Source organism: Pseudomonas sp. Irchel s3f19 (assembly GCF_900187555.1).
Classification (GTDB): Bacteria; Pseudomonadota; Gammaproteobacteria; order Pseudomonadales; family Pseudomonadaceae; genus Aquipseudomonas; species Aquipseudomonas capeferrum.
The window spans coordinates 391,171-407,608 of the sequence record NZ_FYDW01000003.1 but is presented as its reverse complement, the minus strand read 5'-3'; the positions used below and the strand labels follow the sequence as shown (position 1 = coordinate 407,608).

The following is a 16,438-nucleotide window of genomic DNA, read 5'->3' as shown; positions in this document are numbered from 1 at the left end:
ACGGATGATAAGCATTATCATTAACCTTTCGTCGGCCAGGTCCCCCTGTGAGTCAGTCCCGGTTCAACTCCGTTTTCCTCGTCCAGCGCCTCAGCCTGCTGCGTACCCTGCAACGCATGGTGGGCAACCCCAGCACGGCCGAGGACCTGCTGCAGGAAACCTACCTGCGGGTTTCCCGTGCGCTGAGCGAACGGCCCATCGAACATATCGAACCGTTCGTGTTCCAGACCGCGCGCAACCTGGCCCTCGACCATTTGCGCGCACGCCGGGTGCAGTCCCGCATGCTGGTCGACGACGTGCCCGACGAGGTGCTGCACAGTGTCGCTGCGCCCGCCAGCAGCAGCGAGGACGCCGCCCACGCCGAGCAGTTGCTCAAGCACCTGAGCGTCAGCCTCAATCAACTGAGCGAGCGCCAGCAGCGCATCTTCATCCTCAGCCGCCTACATGGCGCCACCTACCTGGAAATTGCCGAGCAACTGAACGTCTCGGCCAGCACGGTGCAGAAGGAGTTGAAACTGATCATGGCCATCTGCATGGGCGTCGCCGACCGCCTCAAGTGATGCGACCGTCGGCCAGCCGGGCAACGCAAAGCACTTGCCACACCCGACCTTAGCCTTGATGATTCGTGAACAACCCTTGCAAGGATTCACCGTGACCGACCGCCCTGTCCCTCGCCCGACACCTGCCGGGCCCAACGCCCGTGCCCGTGCCATGGACGAGGCACTGGACTGGCTGGTACGCCTGCAATGCGCCGATGCGCACGACGCCCAGGCCTTCGAAGCCTGGCTCAGCGCCGCACCGGAAAACGCCGAAGCCTATGTTGAAGCAGAAGCGCTGTGGAATGGCACGCCATTGCACCAGGCGGCCGCGCAGCTGCATCAGGGCCAACGTCGATCCCTGCGCGGGCGCCTGCGCAGCCACTGGAAGCCCTTGGCCACCGCCGCGGTGTTGTTGATCGGCCTGTTCACCCTCGGCAACCTGCCCATGCGCCTGCAGGCCGATCACCTGACCGTGGTGGGCGAACGGCAGCGCCTGCAACTGGACGACGGCGCCAAAGTGTTGCTCAACACCAACTCGGCGTTCGCCAGTGACCTGCGAGAAGGGCGCCAGGTCGCGCGCCTGCTGCAGGGCGAGGCCTACTTCCAGGTGCCCGAGGGCGCGCAAGGGCCGCTCGAAGTCCAGGCCGGCCCGCTACGGGCCCAGGTGCGTGACACCGACTTCGCCGTGCGTTACCTCGACGGCGAAGCCCAGGTGCGGGTGCAGCGCGGTGATGTCGACTTGCAGGCCGCCAGCGACCAGCGCATCCGCCTCAGCGCCGGCGACAGCATCAGCGTCGGCCCCCAGGGCTTTGGCCAGCGCCAGCGCGCGGACATGCAAAAGGACCTGGCCTGGATCGACGGCCGCCTGGTGTTCGAGAACTGCCCGTTGAGCCAGGTGCTGGCCGAGGTCAGGCGCTACTACCCGGGCTGGATCATCAACCGCAATGCCGGCCTGGAAGACGTCGCGGTCACGGGCAACTATCGCCTCGACCAACCGCTGGAAACCCTGCGCGCCCTGGCCCACATCACCTCTGCCCAGTTGCACGAATACCCCGCTGTGGTGATTCTCAACTGAGTTGCCACTGCAGGTGCTGCGACTGCGATAAATTATTTTTACGCGATCGCGCTACCCCGCCCGTCTCGTTATAGCCAATGCAACTGATTCTTGTTTGATAACAAGAACGGTCATCACCTATAACAGTTCGCGCGTCTGGGAGCGCTTTCGATGTCCACAGGTCCAACTCGCCCGTCCACACTTTCCCGCCGCACAGGGCAATTGTCCCTGCTGAGCCTGGCCCTGCTCGCCTGCGGCGCCTGCAGCCTGCCGGCCCTGGCCGCCGAACCTGCCCAGGCCAGCAGCCCGCGCATGGGTGACTATCGCTTCAGCATCGGCCAGCAGCCACTGGTTTCGGCCATCAACGCCTTCAGCCAGGTCACCGGCTGGCAGGTCGGCTTCAGTGCCGAACTGGCCGATGGCGTCGCCTCGCAAGGGGTGCAGGGCTCGCTGCCACCGGAGGCCGCGCTCAAGCGCCTGCTCAAGGGCACCGGCCTTGGCTATCGCAAGATCGGTAACGGCAACGTGGTGCTCGAGCGCCAGACCACGGGCAATGTCATCGCCCTGCAGCAGGTGACCGTCAGCGCCACCCGCAGCGCCCAGGACGTCAGCCAGGTGCCGAGCACCGTCAGCGTGCAGACCCGCGAGCAACTGGACCGGCAGAACGTCAACAACATCCAGGACCTGGTGCGCTACGAGCCAGGTGTTTCGGTGGCCGGTACCGGCCAGCGCAGCGGCCTGAACGGCTACAACATCCGCGGCATCGACGGCGAGCGGATCCTCACCCAGATCGACGGTGTGTCGATCCCCGACAGCTTCTTCTACGGCCCTTACGCCCAGACCCAGCGCAACTACGTCGACCCCGAGATCGTCAAGCGCGTGGAAATACTGCGCGGCCCCGCGTCGGTGCTATATGGCAGCAATGCCATCGGCGGCGCGGTCAGCTATTTCACCCTCGACCCGGACGACATCATCAAGCCCGGCGAGGACGTGGGTGCGCGCCTCAAGACCGGTTACAGCTCGGCCGACGAAAGCTGGCTGACCTCCGCCACCGTCGCCGGCCGCCAGGGCAACTTCGACGGCTTGCTGCACCTGAGCCAGCGTAATGGCCACGAGACCGAGTCCTACGGTGGCCACAGCGGTGACGGCCTGGCCCGCACCGAGGCCAACCCGCAGGACGTGCGCACCACCAACGTGCTGGCCAAACTGGGCTGGAACTACGCTGACGATGCGCGCCTGGGGTTCACCTACGAGCGCTACAAGGACGACCGCGACCAGAATATCCTCAGTGCGGTGGGTGGGCCGTTCATTCCAGGCTTTGGTGCCATGAATTCCTATCGTATGCGCCAGGGCAACGATACGGTGACCCGCGAACGCTTCGGCATCAACCATGAGTTCGGTCTCGATAGCTTGGTCGCCGACCATATCAAATGGAGCCTCAACTACCAGATTGCCAAAACCGATCAAACCACCGATGAGCTGTATGTCGCCTCGGGTCGGCAGGTACTTCGTGAACGTCAGACCACCTACAAGGATCGCCAATGGGTCTTTGATGCCCAGCTGGACAAAGCCTTCAGCATCGGTGCAACCGATCATTTGCTGACCTACGGCACCACGCTCAAGCATGAAAAGGTCACCGGCTCCCGTAGCGGTTCGGGCACTTGCCTGAACGTTGGCGGCACTTGCACCGCCATCGGGCAGGACAGCGCTCGCGACGGCCAGGTGCTGGTCAGCGACTTCCCGGACCCGACCATCAACACCTACAGCCTGTTCGTCCAGGACGAGATCCGCTGGAACAACTGGACCTTCATGCCAGGCGCACGCTATGACTACACGCACATGGAGCCCAAGTTTACCGATGCCTTCTTGCGTGGCCTGGAGTCCACCGGCACGGCACCCACCTCGCAGGACGACTCGGACAAGAAGTGGCACCGCGTCTCGCCCAAGTTTGGCCTGACCTACGCGTTCAACGACAACTACACCTGGTACGGCCAGTATGCCGAAGGGTTCCGCACGCCCACGGCCAAGTCCATGTATGGCCGCTTCCAGAACCTGGAGCAAGGCTACCGCGTAGAGGGCAACCCGGGTCTCGAACCTGAAAAGAGCAAAAGCTACGAAACCGGCCTGCGTGGCAACTTCGACGCGGGTAACTTCGATGTGGCGGTGTTCTACAACAAGTACCGCGACTTCATCGATGAAGATGCCGTGCAAAGCGCCAACCTGGAGCAAACCTTCCAGGCCAACAACATCAAGCACGCCACCATCAAAGGCGCCGAGGTCAAGGGCCGCCTGAACCTGGATCACTTCGGCGCGCCGCAAGGCCTGTACACCCAGGGCTCGATTGCCTACGCCTACGGTCGCAACGATGACACCGGCCAGCCGTTGAACACCGTCAACCCGCTCAAGGGTGTGTTCGGCCTGGGTTACGAGCAGCAAAACTACGGTGGCCTGCTGAGCTGGACGCTGGTCAAGCGCAAGACCCGCGTGGACGACACCCACTTCTACGCACCCGATGGCGCCAGCGCCAAGTTCCGCACCCCGGGCTATGGCGTGCTGGACCTGACCGGTTTCTACAAGGTGACCGACGACGTCACCATCAACGCCGGCCTGTACAACCTCACCGACAAGAAGTACTGGCAGTGGGACTCGGTACGCAGCTACGACGGCCAGGGTGAGGCTGCGGTAACCCAGCCAGCCAACATGGACCGCCTGACCATGCCGGGGCGCAACTTTGGCATCAATGTGGTGTGGGATATCTGATCCCTTGGGTAGGCCTTGAGCGTTGCAGCGTCTACAAGATCGAGCGCCGCAACCCTCAAGGCCACCACCAAAAAAACCCAGTTTTTTTACTGTCCCGCCCCCGCTATTTCGTCTTGTATCTAGACGCCCCTTTTTCCAAGGACTGCCCCCATGACCGAACGCCCAGCCCTGCGCTCCCAGCGCCTCAACCAGATCACCCACGCCCCGCACACCGAGCTGGATGCCCTGGTCAAGGCCCACGCCCCCTTCGACAGCCGTGAAAACTTCGCCCGCTTCGTGGTTGCCCAGTACCTGTTCCAGTCCGAACTCAAGGCCTTGTACAACGACCCGCAACTGATCGCCATCGTCCCCGACCTGGCCGAGCGTTGCCGCGCCGAACAGGCCCGCCTGGACCTCGCCGACCTCGACACCGAAGTGCCCGGCGCAGTCCCTGGCGCGGTACAAAATCCGAGCCTGGGCGAGGCCATGGGCTGGATCTTCGTCTCCGAAGGCTCCAAACTGGGCGCTGCGTTTCTGATCAAGCGTGCCGTGGCCCTTGAGCTGTCCGACAGCTTCGGTGCCCGCCACTTGGGCGAACCGGCCGGCGGCCGTGCCGAAGGCTGGAAACAGTTCACCCGCATCCTCGATGGCCTGGCGCTGTCGGCCGAAGAAGAGGCCGCCGCCGAACGGGGCGCTGTCGCAGCCTTCGAGCGCTTCACCGAGCTGCTCAAGCACGCCTATGCGGCGGATGCCGCGCTGGTTTGACACGCTGTACCCGGCCACCCCACCGGTGGCCGAACCGTTTTTCGCAGTGAGACCATGACCCAACCTGCCCGCTCGAAACTCGCTCGCCTGCTGTATGGAATCCTGGCTTACGTAAGCCTGGGGGTTGGCCTGGTCGCGATCGTCATTCCCGGCCTGCCGACCACCGAGTTCATCCTGCTGGCCGCCTGGGCAGCCACCCGCAGTTCACCGCGCCTTTCTGCCTGGCTGGAGAATCACCGGTTGTTCGGGCCGATTCTGTTCAACTGGCGCAATGGCAAGGTGATCCAGCGCCGGGCCAAGGTCAGCGCCACCATCAGCATGCTGCTGTGCGCAGGCCTGATGCTGACCTTCCTCGATCACCACTGGCCGGTGTTTCTGGCGATCGGCGGCATGACCCTGGGCAACCTGTGGATCTGGTCGCGCCCAGAACAAGCTTGCGTAGCCGGGTCACAAGCTCAGCAACCCTGAATACAGGGCATACGCCGCCAGCGCAGCGCCCGCCAGCACCGCAGCGAAAATCAGCTTCTCCCACGTGGTGAACAGGGTCTGCCCCTGCTCGTGCTTGGCCCTGGCGAACAGAATCACACCGGGGGCATACAGCAGCGCCGACAGCAGCAGGTACTTGAGCCCACCGGCGTACAGCAACCACACCGCATACAGCAGGGCAACCATCGCCACCAGCAGGTCCTTGCGCCGCAGGCCCGCTTGCCCGGCGTAGGAGTCTCCACGCAGCGCCAGCAACACCGCATACGCCGCCGACCACAGGTAAGGCACCAGAATCATCGACGAAGCCAGGTAGATGAGGCTGGTGTAGGTCCCGGCCGAAACCAGGGTGATCAGCAAGAAGCCCTGGATCATGCAGTTGGTCAGCCACAGGGCATTGGCCGGCACATGGTTGGCGTTTTCCTTGGCCAGAAAGCGCGGCATGGTCTTGTCACGCGCGGTGGCGTACAGGATCTCGGCGCACAGCAATGCCCATGAAAGCAAGGCGCCGAGCAGTGAAACGGCCAGGCCGATACTGATCAACAATGCGCCCCACGGGCCAACGATGTGTTCGAGCACCGATGCCAATGACGGGTTCTGCAGCCCGGCCAGCTCCGGTTGGGTCATCACCCCCAGCGACAGCACGTTAACCAGCACCAGCAGCGCCAGCACGCCCAGAAAGCCGATCACCGTGGCCTTGCCCACATCCGACCGGCGCTGTGCACGCCCGGAATACACGCTGGCGCCTTCGATGCCGATGAACACGAACACGGTGACCAGCATCATGTTGCGCACCTGGTCCAGCACATTGCCGAACTGCGGGTTGCTCAAGCCCCAGATATCACGGGTGAAGATGTCGGCGCGAAAGGCAAACGCCGCGATGACGATGAAAATCAGCAACGGCACCACCTTGGCCACGGTGGTCACCTGGTTGATGAACGCCGCTTCCTTGATGCCGCGCAACACCAGAAAGTGCACAGCCCACAGCAGCAGCGAGGCGCAGCCGATGGCGATAGGCGTGTTGCCCTCGCCAAACACCGGAAAATAGAACCCCAGCGTACTGAACAGCAGCACGAAATAGCCGACGTTGCCGAGCCAGGCGCTGATCCAGTAGCCCCAGGCCGAAGAGAAGCCCATGTAGTCGCCAAAGCCCGCCTTGGCGTAGGCATACACGCCCGAGTCCAGTTCAGGCTTGCGGTTGGCCAGGGTCTGGAACACGAACGCCAGGGCCAGCATGCCAACCGCCGTGATGCCCCAACCGATCAGTACCGCGCCGACATCGGCACGCGCCGCCATGTTCTGCGGCAGCGAGAAGATCCCACCACCGATCATCGAACCCACCACCAGTGCGATCAGCGCGCCCAGGCGCAGCTTCTGTCCCGGTTCGCTCATGTGCCTCCCTTTTTTCACCCGCTGTCATTCGTTTGAAACAGCCATGCCGGCCATATTAAGCGCGGTGGCTTATATGGGTTAACGCCATAAAAGCTATAGCACTCATAACTGCTTTGTCTATGCCGACCCTCTGTAAAAATTAGCAGCTGCCCAGCAACTAGGGAAGGCGCTGTTAAAACTCGAAATTCTTGTGAAAAATTTGCGAAAGCCTCAAAAACGACTAGCTTCAAGCAGCGCAGGCCGAACAGAGCGTTTGCTCTAGTAGGACATGGAGGTGCCAGCCCACAAGGCCTGCGGCAAAGCTGTCGGCACTCTCCAGGAGCCATGTGAAGGATTTTTCCTACTTCACATGACCATGAACTGACCCACGTCAGCGAATGGCCCCGGCGTCGGATTTATTCTGTCGTCAACTTTCTCCTGGCAGGAGTTGTTAAATGTCTGATTCATCCGGAAAATTAAAACTCGGTGCGCTAGTTGCACTTGTAGTGGGTTCAATGATCGGTGGCGGGATCTTCTCGCTGCCCCAAAACATGGCGGCCAGCGCGGGGGTTGGCGCGGTGCTTATCGGTTGGGCCATCACCGCGGTCGGCATGCTGACCCTGGCGTTCGTGTTCCAGACCCTGGCCAACCGCAAACCTGACCTGGACGGCGGGGTTTACGCCTACGCCAAGGCCGGTTTTGGTGACTACATGGGCTTCTCTTCAGCCTGGGGTTACTGGATCAGTGCCTGGTTGGGCAACGTCGGTTACTTCGTGCTGCTGTTCAGCACCCTCGGTTACTTCTTCCCGATCTTCGGTGAGGGCAACACGCCCGCCGCGATCATCGGCGCTTCGATCCTGCTCTGGGCCGTGCACTTCCTGGTGCTGCGCGGCATCAAGGAAGCGGCGTTCATCAACCTGGTAACCACCGTGGCCAAGATCGTGCCGCTGGTGCTGTTCACCCTGATCTGCCTGTTCGCCTTCAAACTCGACGTATTCACCGCCGACATCTGGGGCCTGGGCACACCGGAGCTGGGCAGCGTGATGAACCAGGTGCGCAACATGATGCTGGTCACCGTCTGGGTGTTCATCGGCATCGAGGGCGCGAGCATCTTCTCGTCACGGGCGGAAAAACGCGCTGACGTGGGCAAGGCCACCGTCATCGGCTTCGTCACCGTGCTGCTGTTCCTGGTGCTGGTCAACGTGCTGTCGCTGGGCATCATGACCCAACCGGAACTGGCCAAACTGCAGAACCCGTCGATGGCCGCCGTGCTTGAACATGTGGTCGGCCACTGGGGTGCGGTGCTGATCAGCGTCGGCTTGATCATCTCGCTGCTCGGGGCCCTGCTGTCGTGGGTGCTGCTGTGCGCCGAAATCATGTTCGCCGCCGCCAAAGACCACACCATGCCGGAGTTCCTGCGCCGCGAAAACGCCAATCAGGTGCCAGCCAACGCCCTGTGGCTGACCAACGCCATGGTGCAGATCTTCCTGGTCATCACGCTGTTCTCCAGCAGTACCTACCTGTCGCTGATCTACCTCGCCACCTCGATGATCCTGGTGCCTTACCTATGGTCGGCGGCGTATGCATTCCTGTTGGCACTGCGCAATGAAACCTACGAGCAAGCCTTGGCCGAACGCAAGAAGGACCTGTTCATCGGCGCCATCGCTCTGCTGTACGCCATCTGGCTGCTGTACGCCGGCGGCGTGAAATACCTGCTGCTCTCGGCCCTGCTGTATGCCCCGGGGGCCATCCTGTTCGCCAAGGCCAAGCGCGAGGTTGGCCAACCTGTCTTCACCAACGTGGAAAAACTGATCTTCGCGGCCGTGGTCGTCGGCGCCCTGGTGGCTGCCTATGGCCTGTACGACGGCTTCCTGACCCTTTGACCCACGTCTTCGCACACATGGAGGAATGAACAATGTCCGCTGAAAAACAGAAGTACGGTGTCCACTCCGAAGCCGGCAAACTGCGCAAAGTGATGGTCTGCTCCCCAGGCCTGGCACACAAGCGCCTGACCCCGAGCAACTGCGATGAACTGCTCTTCGACGATGTAATCTGGGTCGACCAGGCCAAGCGCGACCATTTCGACTTCGTCACCAAGATGCGCGAGCGCGGCGTCGATGTACTGGAAATGCACAACCTGCTGACCGACATCGTGCAAGACAAAGAGGCCCTGAAGTGGATCCTCGACCGCAAAATCACCCCTGACACTGTCGGCGTAGGCCTGACCAACGAAGTGCGCAGCTGGCTCGAAGGCCTTGAGCCACGCCATCTGGCCGAGTTCCTGATCGGCGGCGTGGCAGGCCAGGACCTGCCGCAGAGCGAAGGCGCCGATGTGGTCAAGATGTACAACGACTACCTGGGCCACTCCAGCTTCATCCTGCCACCGCTGCCCAACACCCAGTTCACCCGTGACACCACCTGCTGGATCTACGGCGGCGTTACGCTCAACCCGATGTACTGGCCGGCGCGACGCCAGGAAACCCTGCTGACCACCGCCATCTACAAGTTCCACAAGGAGTTCACCGGTGCCGACTTCCAGGTCTGGTACGGCGACCCGGACAAACAGCACGGCAACGCCACCCTCGAAGGCGGTGACGTGATGCCGATCGGCAAGGGCATCGTGCTGATCGGTATGGGCGAGCGCACCTCGCGCCAGGCCATCGGCCAATTGGCGCAGAACCTGTTCGCCAAAGGCGCGGTGGAAAAAGTCATCGTCGCCGGCCTGCCGAAATCGCGCGCCGCGATGCACCTGGACACCGTGTTCAGCTTCTGCGACCGCGACCTGGTCACGGTCTTCCCGGAAGTGGTGAAAGAGATCGTGCCGTTCATCATCCGCCCCGACGAAAGCAAGCCTTATGGCATGGACGTGCGCCGCGAGAACAAGTCGTTCCTCGACGTGGTCGGCGAACAACTGGGCGTCAAGCTGCGCGTGGTCGAAACCGGTGGCAACAGCTTCGCCGCCGAACGCGAGCAGTGGGATGACGGCAACAACGTGGTGGCGGTAGAGCCCGGCGTGGTCATCGGCTACGACCGCAACACCTATACCAACACCCTGCTGCGCAAGGCCGGTATCGAGGTCATCACCATCAGCGCCGGCGAACTTGGCCGGGGCCGTGGCGGCGGCCATTGCATGACCTGCCCGATCGTGCGCGACCCGCTCGACTACTAACGACCATCACTCCCGGCCGCCTCCACAAGACTGCGGCCGGGCACCTCACCGAATTCAAGGAGAAACCGTCATGGCGTTCAATATTCACAACCGCAACCTGCTCAGCCTCGAACATCACACCACGCGCGAGCTGCGCTACCTGCTGGACCTGTCCCGCGACCTCAAGCGCGCCAAGTACACCGGTACCGAACAGCAGCACCTGAAGGGCAACAACATTGCCCTGATCTTCGAGAAGACCTCGACCCGCACCCGCTGCGCCTTCGAAGTCGCGGCCTATGACCAGGGCGCCAACGTCACCTACATCGACCCCAACTCCTCGCAGATCGGCCACAAGGAAAGCATGAAGGACACCGCCCGCGTGCTCGGGCGCATGTACGATGCCATCGAGTACCGTGGCTTCAAGCAGGAAATCGTCGAAGAACTGGCGAAGTTCGCCGGCGTGCCGGTGTTCAACGGGTTGACCGACGAATACCACCCGACCCAGATGATCGCCGACGTGCTGACCATGCGTGAGCACAGCGACAAGCCACTTCACGACATCAGCTACGCCTACCTGGGCGATGCCCGCAACAACATGGGCAACTCGCTGCTGCTGATCGGTGCCAAGCTTGGCATGGACGTGCGCATTGCCGCGCCAAAGGCGCTGTGGCCGCATGACGACCTGGTCGAACGCTGCAAAAAGTACGCTGAAGAAAGCGGCGCCCGCATCACCCTGACCGAAGACCCGAAAGCTGCGGTCAAGGGCGTGGACTTCGTGCACACCGACGTGTGGGTATCGATGGGCGAGCCCATCGAAGCCTGGGGCGAACGCATCAAGCAGCTCAAGCCTTACCAGGTGAATGCCGAGCTGATGAAGTCTACCGGCAACCCGCGCACCAAGTTCATGCACTGCCTGCCGGCCTTCCACAACTCCGACACCAAGGTCGGCAAGCAGATTGCCGAACAGTACCCGGACCTGGCCAACGGTATCGAAGTGACCGATGACGTGTTCGAGTCACCGGCCTGCATCGCCTTCGAGCAAGCGGAAAACCGTATGCACACGATCAAGGCGATCCTGGTGTCGACCCTGGCTGACCTGTAAAGGCCACACCGGCCCCGATGGCGCGCGGGCTTGCCCGTGCCCCATCGGGGCTGCGTCGACCGTCAAAATTCCCGATAAAGGACATTCCCCATGCGTATCGTTGTTGCATTGGGCGGCAACGCCCTGCTGCGTCGCGGCGAGCCCATGACCGCTGACAACCAGCGCGCCAATATCCGCACCGCTACCGAGCAGATCGCCAAGATCCACCCCGGCAACGAGCTGGTCATCGCCCACGGCAACGGCCCGCAGGTAGGCCTGCTGTCGCTGCAGGCGCTGTCTTACAAACCCGACGAAGCCTACCCGCTGGACGTGCTCGGTGCCGAGACAGAAGGCATGATCGGCTACATGATCGAACAGGAGCTGGGCAACCTGCTGGCGTTCGAAGTACCGTTCGCCACGCTGCTCACCCAGGTTGAAGTGGACGCCAACGACCCCGCTTTCAAAGACCCGACCAAGTTCATCGGCCCGGTCTACAGCAAGGAAGAAGCCGAGCGCCTGGCCAAGGAAAAAGGCTGGGTGGTCAAGCCCGACGGCGACAAGTACCGCCGCGTGGTGGCCAGCCCCAAACCCAAGCGCATCTTCGAGATCCGCCCGATCAAGTGGCTGCTGGAAAAGAGCAGCATCGTGATTTGCGCCGGCGGCGGTGGCATCCCCACCATGTACGATGAAAACCGCAAGCTCAAAGGCATCGAAGCGGTCATCGACAAGGACCTGTGCTCTGCCCTGCTGGCCGAGCAATTGGAAGCCGACCTTCTGATCATCGCCACCGACGTCGATGCGGCCTACATTGACTGGGGCAAGCCCACGCAAAAAGCCATTGCCCAGGCCCACCCCGACGAACTCGAACGCCTGGGCTTCGCCGCCGGCTCCATGGGGCCAAAGGTGCAAGCGGCCAGTGACTTTGCCCGTAACACCGGCAAAGTGGCGGTGATCAGCTCGCTGGAAAACATCGAGGACATCGTCAAAGGCACCGCGGGCACCCGGGTTTCCACCGCCACGCCTGGGATCAGCTACCGTTGAATGCAGTGGGCGGGCGCCTGGCGTCCGCCATTTTCGACCTTCCAAAGGAGCTTGCCATGGCCCAGTACCACCCTGGTCATGTACACATCGAGCGCAGCGCGCTGAACACCAATGACCACAGCTATGACCTGAACATCGAATACGAGGCAGCGTCGGATCCCAAGGAAGGCAGAGGCATTCAGTTCCACATGCATGGCAGCATCGAAGGCAAGACGGTGGACGAAAAGTTCTTCCTGGCCAAGGACCAAGTGCTGCCCAGTTTCCTCATGCTGTTGACCCGCAAGGCCCAGTCCTACCTGGCCCCGCCGAAGAAATTCGAGAACCTGGGGTCACCGCACAAGATCTATGACTTCATGTTCAGCGATATTCGCGAAAAACTCGAAGTGAAGTCGGGCGACCCGATCAAGCCTGAACATCTGGAGTAACAATGAACTGGGGCTGCTGTGCAGCCCCGGCAGTGTTGGGCCAAGCCCACCTATCAAGGCATACTACGGCCCTCCCCGGCCATGACCAACCGCCTCCCCATGCGCATCCACGTCAGCTTCATCGACCGCGTCGGCATCACCCAGGAAGTCCTCGCCCTGCTCGGTGCCCGCCACCTCAACCTGGACGCCGTGGAGATGGTCCCGCCGAACGTCTACATCGACGCCCCAACCCTCAGCCCCGCCGTGCTCGAAGAGCTGCACGACGCTTTGTTCGACGTGCAAGGCGTGCAGTCGGTGGATGTGGTCGACATCCTCCCGGGCCAACGCCGCCACCTGCAGCTCGATGCTCTGCTCGCGGCGATGAGCGACCCGGTACTGGCCGTGGACAGCGCAGGCCTGGTGTTGCTGGCCAACCCGGCGCTGATTGCCCTGTGCGGGCGCGAATCGGCCGGGCGCTCGGTGGGCGAACTGTTCGGCGACAACGGCCTGCTGCAGGCCCTGCAGGACAACAATTTCCACCTGCCGATGCGCGAAATGCAGCTCAACGGCCAGAGCCTGTTGCTCGACGCCACGCCCATCACCAACGCCGGCGGCCTGCTGACCCTGTACCCACCTACGCGCATGGGGGAACGCCTTTCGGCGTTGCACCATGACCATGCTGAAGGGTTCGACGCGCTGCTCGGCGAATCACCGGCCATCCGTACCCTCAAGGCCCGCGCATTGCGTGTGGCCGCCCTGGATGCGCCCTTGCTGGTACACGGCGAGACCGGCACCGGCAAAGAGCTGGTGGCCCGTGCCTGCCATGCCATCAGCAGCCGCCACACTGCGCCGTTCCTGGCCCTGAACTGCGCCGCGCTGCCCGAGAGCCTGGCCGAAAGCGAGCTGTTCGGCTATGCCCCAGGCGCCTTTACCGGCGCGCAACGGGGTGGTAAACCCGGGTTGATGGAGCTGGCCAACCAAGGCACGGTGTTTCTCGACGAAATCGGCGAAATGTCGCCGTACCTGCAGGCCAAATTGCTGCGTTTTCTCAGCGACGGCAGCTTCCGCCGCGTGGGTGGTGACCGTGAGGTGAAGGTGGATGTGCGCATCATCAGCGCTACCCACCGCGACCTGGAGCACATGGTGGCCGAAGGCACCTTCCGTGAAGATTTGTTCTACCGCCTCAACGTGCTCAACCTGCAAGTGCCGCCCTTGCGTGACCGTGGCCAGGACATCCTGATGCTGGCGCATTTCTTCATGCAGCAGGCCTGCACACAGATTCAGCGCCCAGCTTGCCGCCTGACCCCGGCCACCCATTCGGCGCTGCTGGCCAACCCTTGGCCAGGCAACGTGCGGCAATTGCAGAACGTGATTTTCCGCGCGGCGGCCATTTGCGAGAGCAACCTGGTGGACATTGGCGACCTGGACATCGCCGGCACCTCGGTGGCCCGTGGCCAGGATGGCGAAGTGGCGAGCCTGGAGCAGGCCGTGGCGGACTTCGAACGGGAGCTGTTGCAGCGTTTGTATGCCAGCTATCCGTCGACACGGCAGTTGGCCGGCAGGCTGCAAACTTCACACACCGCCATTGCACAGCGGCTGCGCAAGTACGGCATATCGGGAAAATCATAAGATTTGTTGAAAAATCAGCGGCATGCGTGCGGCCGAACTGGCACGCACGCTCGGTAACCGGAATAGGCGCGTCAGCCTTGCCGATTCAAGCCTGACGAACCATGGCTTCTTTGTGCCGCAACGGCGGACGCAACAGTGTGCTCAACCCCAGCAGCACGAAGGCGCCGATCATCATCACCGCCCAAGCCCAGTGCAATGAGCTGAGCTGGTCACGCACGATACCGGCGAGCAGTGGCATGCTGGCGGCAATCAGGTACCCACCACCTTGCACGAACGCCAACAGCGCGCCAGCCTTGGCCGGTGAATCCGCGTGGTCCATGGCAACGATCAACGAGAGTGGGAAAAGCGCCCCAATGCCCAGGCCCAGACACACTGTGGCCAAGGCCGCCAACGCTACCGGCGCGACCATCAGGCAGGCCAACCCTGCTATCAATAGCAAAATGACCCACACCAAGAGGTATCTGCGATCCGCAAAGCGCTGGATCAAGGATGACACGAGCAAGCCGGCGAGCACTTCGGTGACAGTCAATGCCCCCAGCAGGTAACCCGCCTCGGCTGCTGTCCACCCCAACTCGATGTAGAACGGCGGCAACCAGGCCAGCACCAAGGTGTAGGCACCTGTGCCAATGCCGAAGAACAGCAACAGCAACCAGGCCCGCGCGCTACGGTAGGGCAATGTGGCCGACACCTGTCTGCCAGGGGTACCACGCGCTAGCAGCAGCCAGACGATCAGGGCAACCAATGCCGGGACGGCAGCGTAGCCCAACGACAGTTGCCAGCCGAACAGGCCGGCGCCAGGTGCTGCCGTGGCGGCGGCCAACGCGGCGCCCGCCATGATACCGGTGGTGAACAAGCCCATCAGCATGCCAGCACTTTGCGGATGGCTGCCCTTGAGGAACGCCGGCATCAGCGCCTGAATGATCGCAATGCCGATACCACCCAGTGCCGCTGTGGCGATGAGCGCTTCGGCAGTGCTGACGTAGGCGCGTGCAGCGCAGCTCAGCGCAATCAGCACAATGCCTGCAGCCACGCCCTTGGTCTCACCGACCAGACGCAGCAGCCAGGGGCCGGACAACGCGAACACGCCCATCATCATCACCGGCAAGGTCGTCAGCAGGCCGGCTTGGGTGTTGCTCAGCCCCAGGTCGTGCTGCAGCAATTGCAGCAGCGGGCCGATGGCAGCCATGACCGGGCGCAGGTTCAAGCCGATCAGTATCGCCAGCAACCCGACGCAGGCTTTGTTGGGGGTATCAGTCATGATGGAGGGGCTCCTGCAGGAACGCACCGGTTGCCTGGTTGAATGCCTGTGCGAGCGGTATGTTGAATACGTGCCCCTCGCCCGCGAGGGTGGCCAGGCGAGCGTGACCGATATTGTTGCAGATGGCTTCGGCTTCGGCGCTCGGGCTGATCGGGTCAAATTCTGCGGCGAGTACCAGTGTGGCGGCCTGAATGCGTTGCAAATCGCCAGTCAGGTCGTACTGCTTCATGCCCTCGCACCAGCGGATCTGGTTGTGCGCCCGTAACTGCGCGGCCTGGGCGTGCCACGCCTGGTAAAGCCGCTGACCACGGGGCGAGGCGGCGAAGTCCGCACCGACCAATGCGGGCCAGCTCGACTTGAAGTGTTTAAGGCAACCATCCTGCTTGCCCAAGGCGGCCGCCCACTCGCTGAGCAGTCCCTTGCGATGTGCAGTGTTCATGCTGGCGAACGTGCCGGCAACGATCAGTTTCTCTACTGCGTGCGGGGCATGACAGGCCATCTCAAGGGCCACCATGCCCCCCAGGGACAAGCCGATCAGCTGGACGCTGTCGAGCCCGAGGTGGTCCAGCAGCGCCAGTATTTCCAAAGCTTGGGCATGGGCGGTGATGCCTTCGGGGGCATCACTGGATGCACCGTGCCCTAGCAGGTCGGGTACGATGACACGGTGCCCGAGGCCAAGCAGCGCGCTGAGCTGCGGCATCCACGCCCTGCCGCTGTTGGCAAAGCCATGCAGCAGGAGCACAGGGCTGCCAGAGCCGGTGTCATGATAATAGTGACGGTGCTGTCCATGTATGAAAAAAGCCATGCTGCCTCCTGATCCTTGAGCTTCATCGCGCCAAGATAACTTAACGTTAAGATTGTTAAAAGGCGCGGGGGTTCAGAAGGTGCGTTGGTTAAACATTTCCAGGTTCAACGATGAGTGCAGC

General features: G+C 62.4%; 14 protein-coding genes. 11 read left to right on the top strand and 3 right to left on the bottom strand.

Going from position 1 to position 16,438, the window contains the following annotated elements:
• Positions 1-47: 47 nt before the first annotated feature.
• The 5 genes from CKW22_RS09795 (at position 48) to CKW22_RS09775 (ending at position 5,565) form a co-directional block, all read left to right on the top strand.
• A complete protein-coding gene (locus CKW22_RS09795; RefSeq protein ID WP_033701037.1) occupies positions 48-560 on the top strand; it encodes an RNA polymerase sigma factor in 513 nt (170 codons plus the stop codon).
• Positions 561-651: 91 nt separating this feature from the next.
• The gene (locus CKW22_RS09790; protein WP_033701038.1) at positions 652-1,614 is read left to right on the top strand and encodes a FecR domain-containing protein; all 963 of its coding nucleotides are present in this window, start codon (positions 652-654) and stop codon (positions 1,612-1,614) included.
• A gap of 150 nt (positions 1,615-1,764) precedes the next feature.
• Positions 1,765-4,353, top strand: a complete 2,589-nt coding sequence (locus CKW22_RS09785; protein ID WP_095064057.1) for a TonB-dependent receptor — start codon at positions 1,765-1,767, stop codon at positions 4,351-4,353.
• 150 nt (positions 4,354-4,503) lie between these two features.
• Positions 4,504-5,097 (top strand): biliverdin-producing heme oxygenase, encoded by a 594-nt coding sequence (locus CKW22_RS09780; RefSeq protein WP_033701040.1) that lies wholly within the window; start codon positions 4,504-4,506, stop codon positions 5,095-5,097.
• 54 nt (positions 5,098-5,151) lie between these two features.
• The gene (locus CKW22_RS09775) at positions 5,152-5,565 is read left to right on the top strand and encodes a YbaN family protein (protein WP_033701041.1); all 414 of its coding nucleotides are present in this window, start codon (positions 5,152-5,154) and stop codon (positions 5,563-5,565) included.
• On the opposite strand, the gene arcD (CKW22_RS09770) is transcribed toward CKW22_RS09775, so the two are convergent.
• The gene (gene arcD / locus CKW22_RS09770) at positions 5,545-6,972 is read right to left on the bottom strand and encodes an arginine-ornithine antiporter (protein ID WP_033701042.1); all 1,428 of its coding nucleotides are present in this window, start codon (positions 6,970-6,972) and stop codon (positions 5,545-5,547) included. The genes CKW22_RS09775 and arcD (CKW22_RS09770) overlap by 21 nt on opposite strands.
• A 434-nt stretch (positions 6,973-7,406) precedes the next feature.
• Between arcD (CKW22_RS09770) and arcD (CKW22_RS09765) the strand changes: the two genes are divergently transcribed.
• From arcD (CKW22_RS09765) to CKW22_RS09740, 6 genes are all read left to right on the top strand, one after another.
• Positions 7,407-8,834, top strand: a complete 1,428-nt coding sequence (gene arcD, locus CKW22_RS09765) for an arginine-ornithine antiporter (protein ID WP_033701045.1) — start codon at positions 7,407-7,409, stop codon at positions 8,832-8,834.
• A gap of 32 nt (positions 8,835-8,866) precedes the next feature.
• Positions 8,867-10,120: an arginine deiminase gene (arcA, locus tag CKW22_RS09760; RefSeq protein WP_033701046.1), complete on the top strand. Its 1,254-nt coding sequence runs from the start codon at positions 8,867-8,869 to the stop codon at positions 10,118-10,120.
• Between the two features lie 70 nt (positions 10,121-10,190).
• Entirely contained in the window at positions 10,191-11,201 is a 1,011-nt protein-coding gene (locus CKW22_RS09755) for an ornithine carbamoyltransferase (RefSeq protein WP_016485079.1), read from the top strand.
• A 90-nt stretch (positions 11,202-11,291) separates the two neighbouring features.
• Positions 11,292-12,221 carry a carbamate kinase gene (gene arcC / locus CKW22_RS09750; protein WP_033701047.1) on the top strand — a complete coding sequence of 310 codons (930 nt, stop codon included), beginning with the start codon at positions 11,292-11,294 and terminating at the stop codon, positions 12,219-12,221.
• A gap of 56 nt (positions 12,222-12,277) precedes the next feature.
• Positions 12,278-12,646 carry a DUF5064 family protein gene (locus tag CKW22_RS09745; RefSeq protein WP_033701048.1) on the top strand — a complete coding sequence of 123 codons (369 nt, stop codon included), beginning with the start codon at positions 12,278-12,280 and terminating at the stop codon, positions 12,644-12,646.
• A 99-nt stretch (positions 12,647-12,745) separates the two neighbouring features.
• Positions 12,746-14,254 (top strand): sigma-54-dependent transcriptional regulator, encoded by a 1,509-nt coding sequence (locus tag CKW22_RS09740; protein WP_047581584.1) that lies wholly within the window; start codon positions 12,746-12,748, stop codon positions 14,252-14,254.
• Positions 14,255-14,339: 85 nt separating this feature from the next.
• Here the strand turns inward: CKW22_RS09740 and CKW22_RS09735 are convergent, their stop codons facing one another.
• Positions 14,340-15,512, bottom strand: coding sequence for an MFS transporter (locus CKW22_RS09735; protein WP_047581444.1), 1,173 nt, complete (start codon positions 15,510-15,512; stop codon positions 14,340-14,342).
• On the bottom strand, positions 15,505-16,317 hold the full coding sequence (locus tag CKW22_RS09730; RefSeq protein WP_047581442.1) for an alpha/beta fold hydrolase: 813 nt from the start codon (positions 16,315-16,317) through the stop codon (positions 15,505-15,507). The genes CKW22_RS09735 and CKW22_RS09730 overlap by 8 nt, the downstream gene beginning before the upstream one ends.
• Between the last annotated feature and the right edge of the window lie 121 nt (positions 16,318-16,438).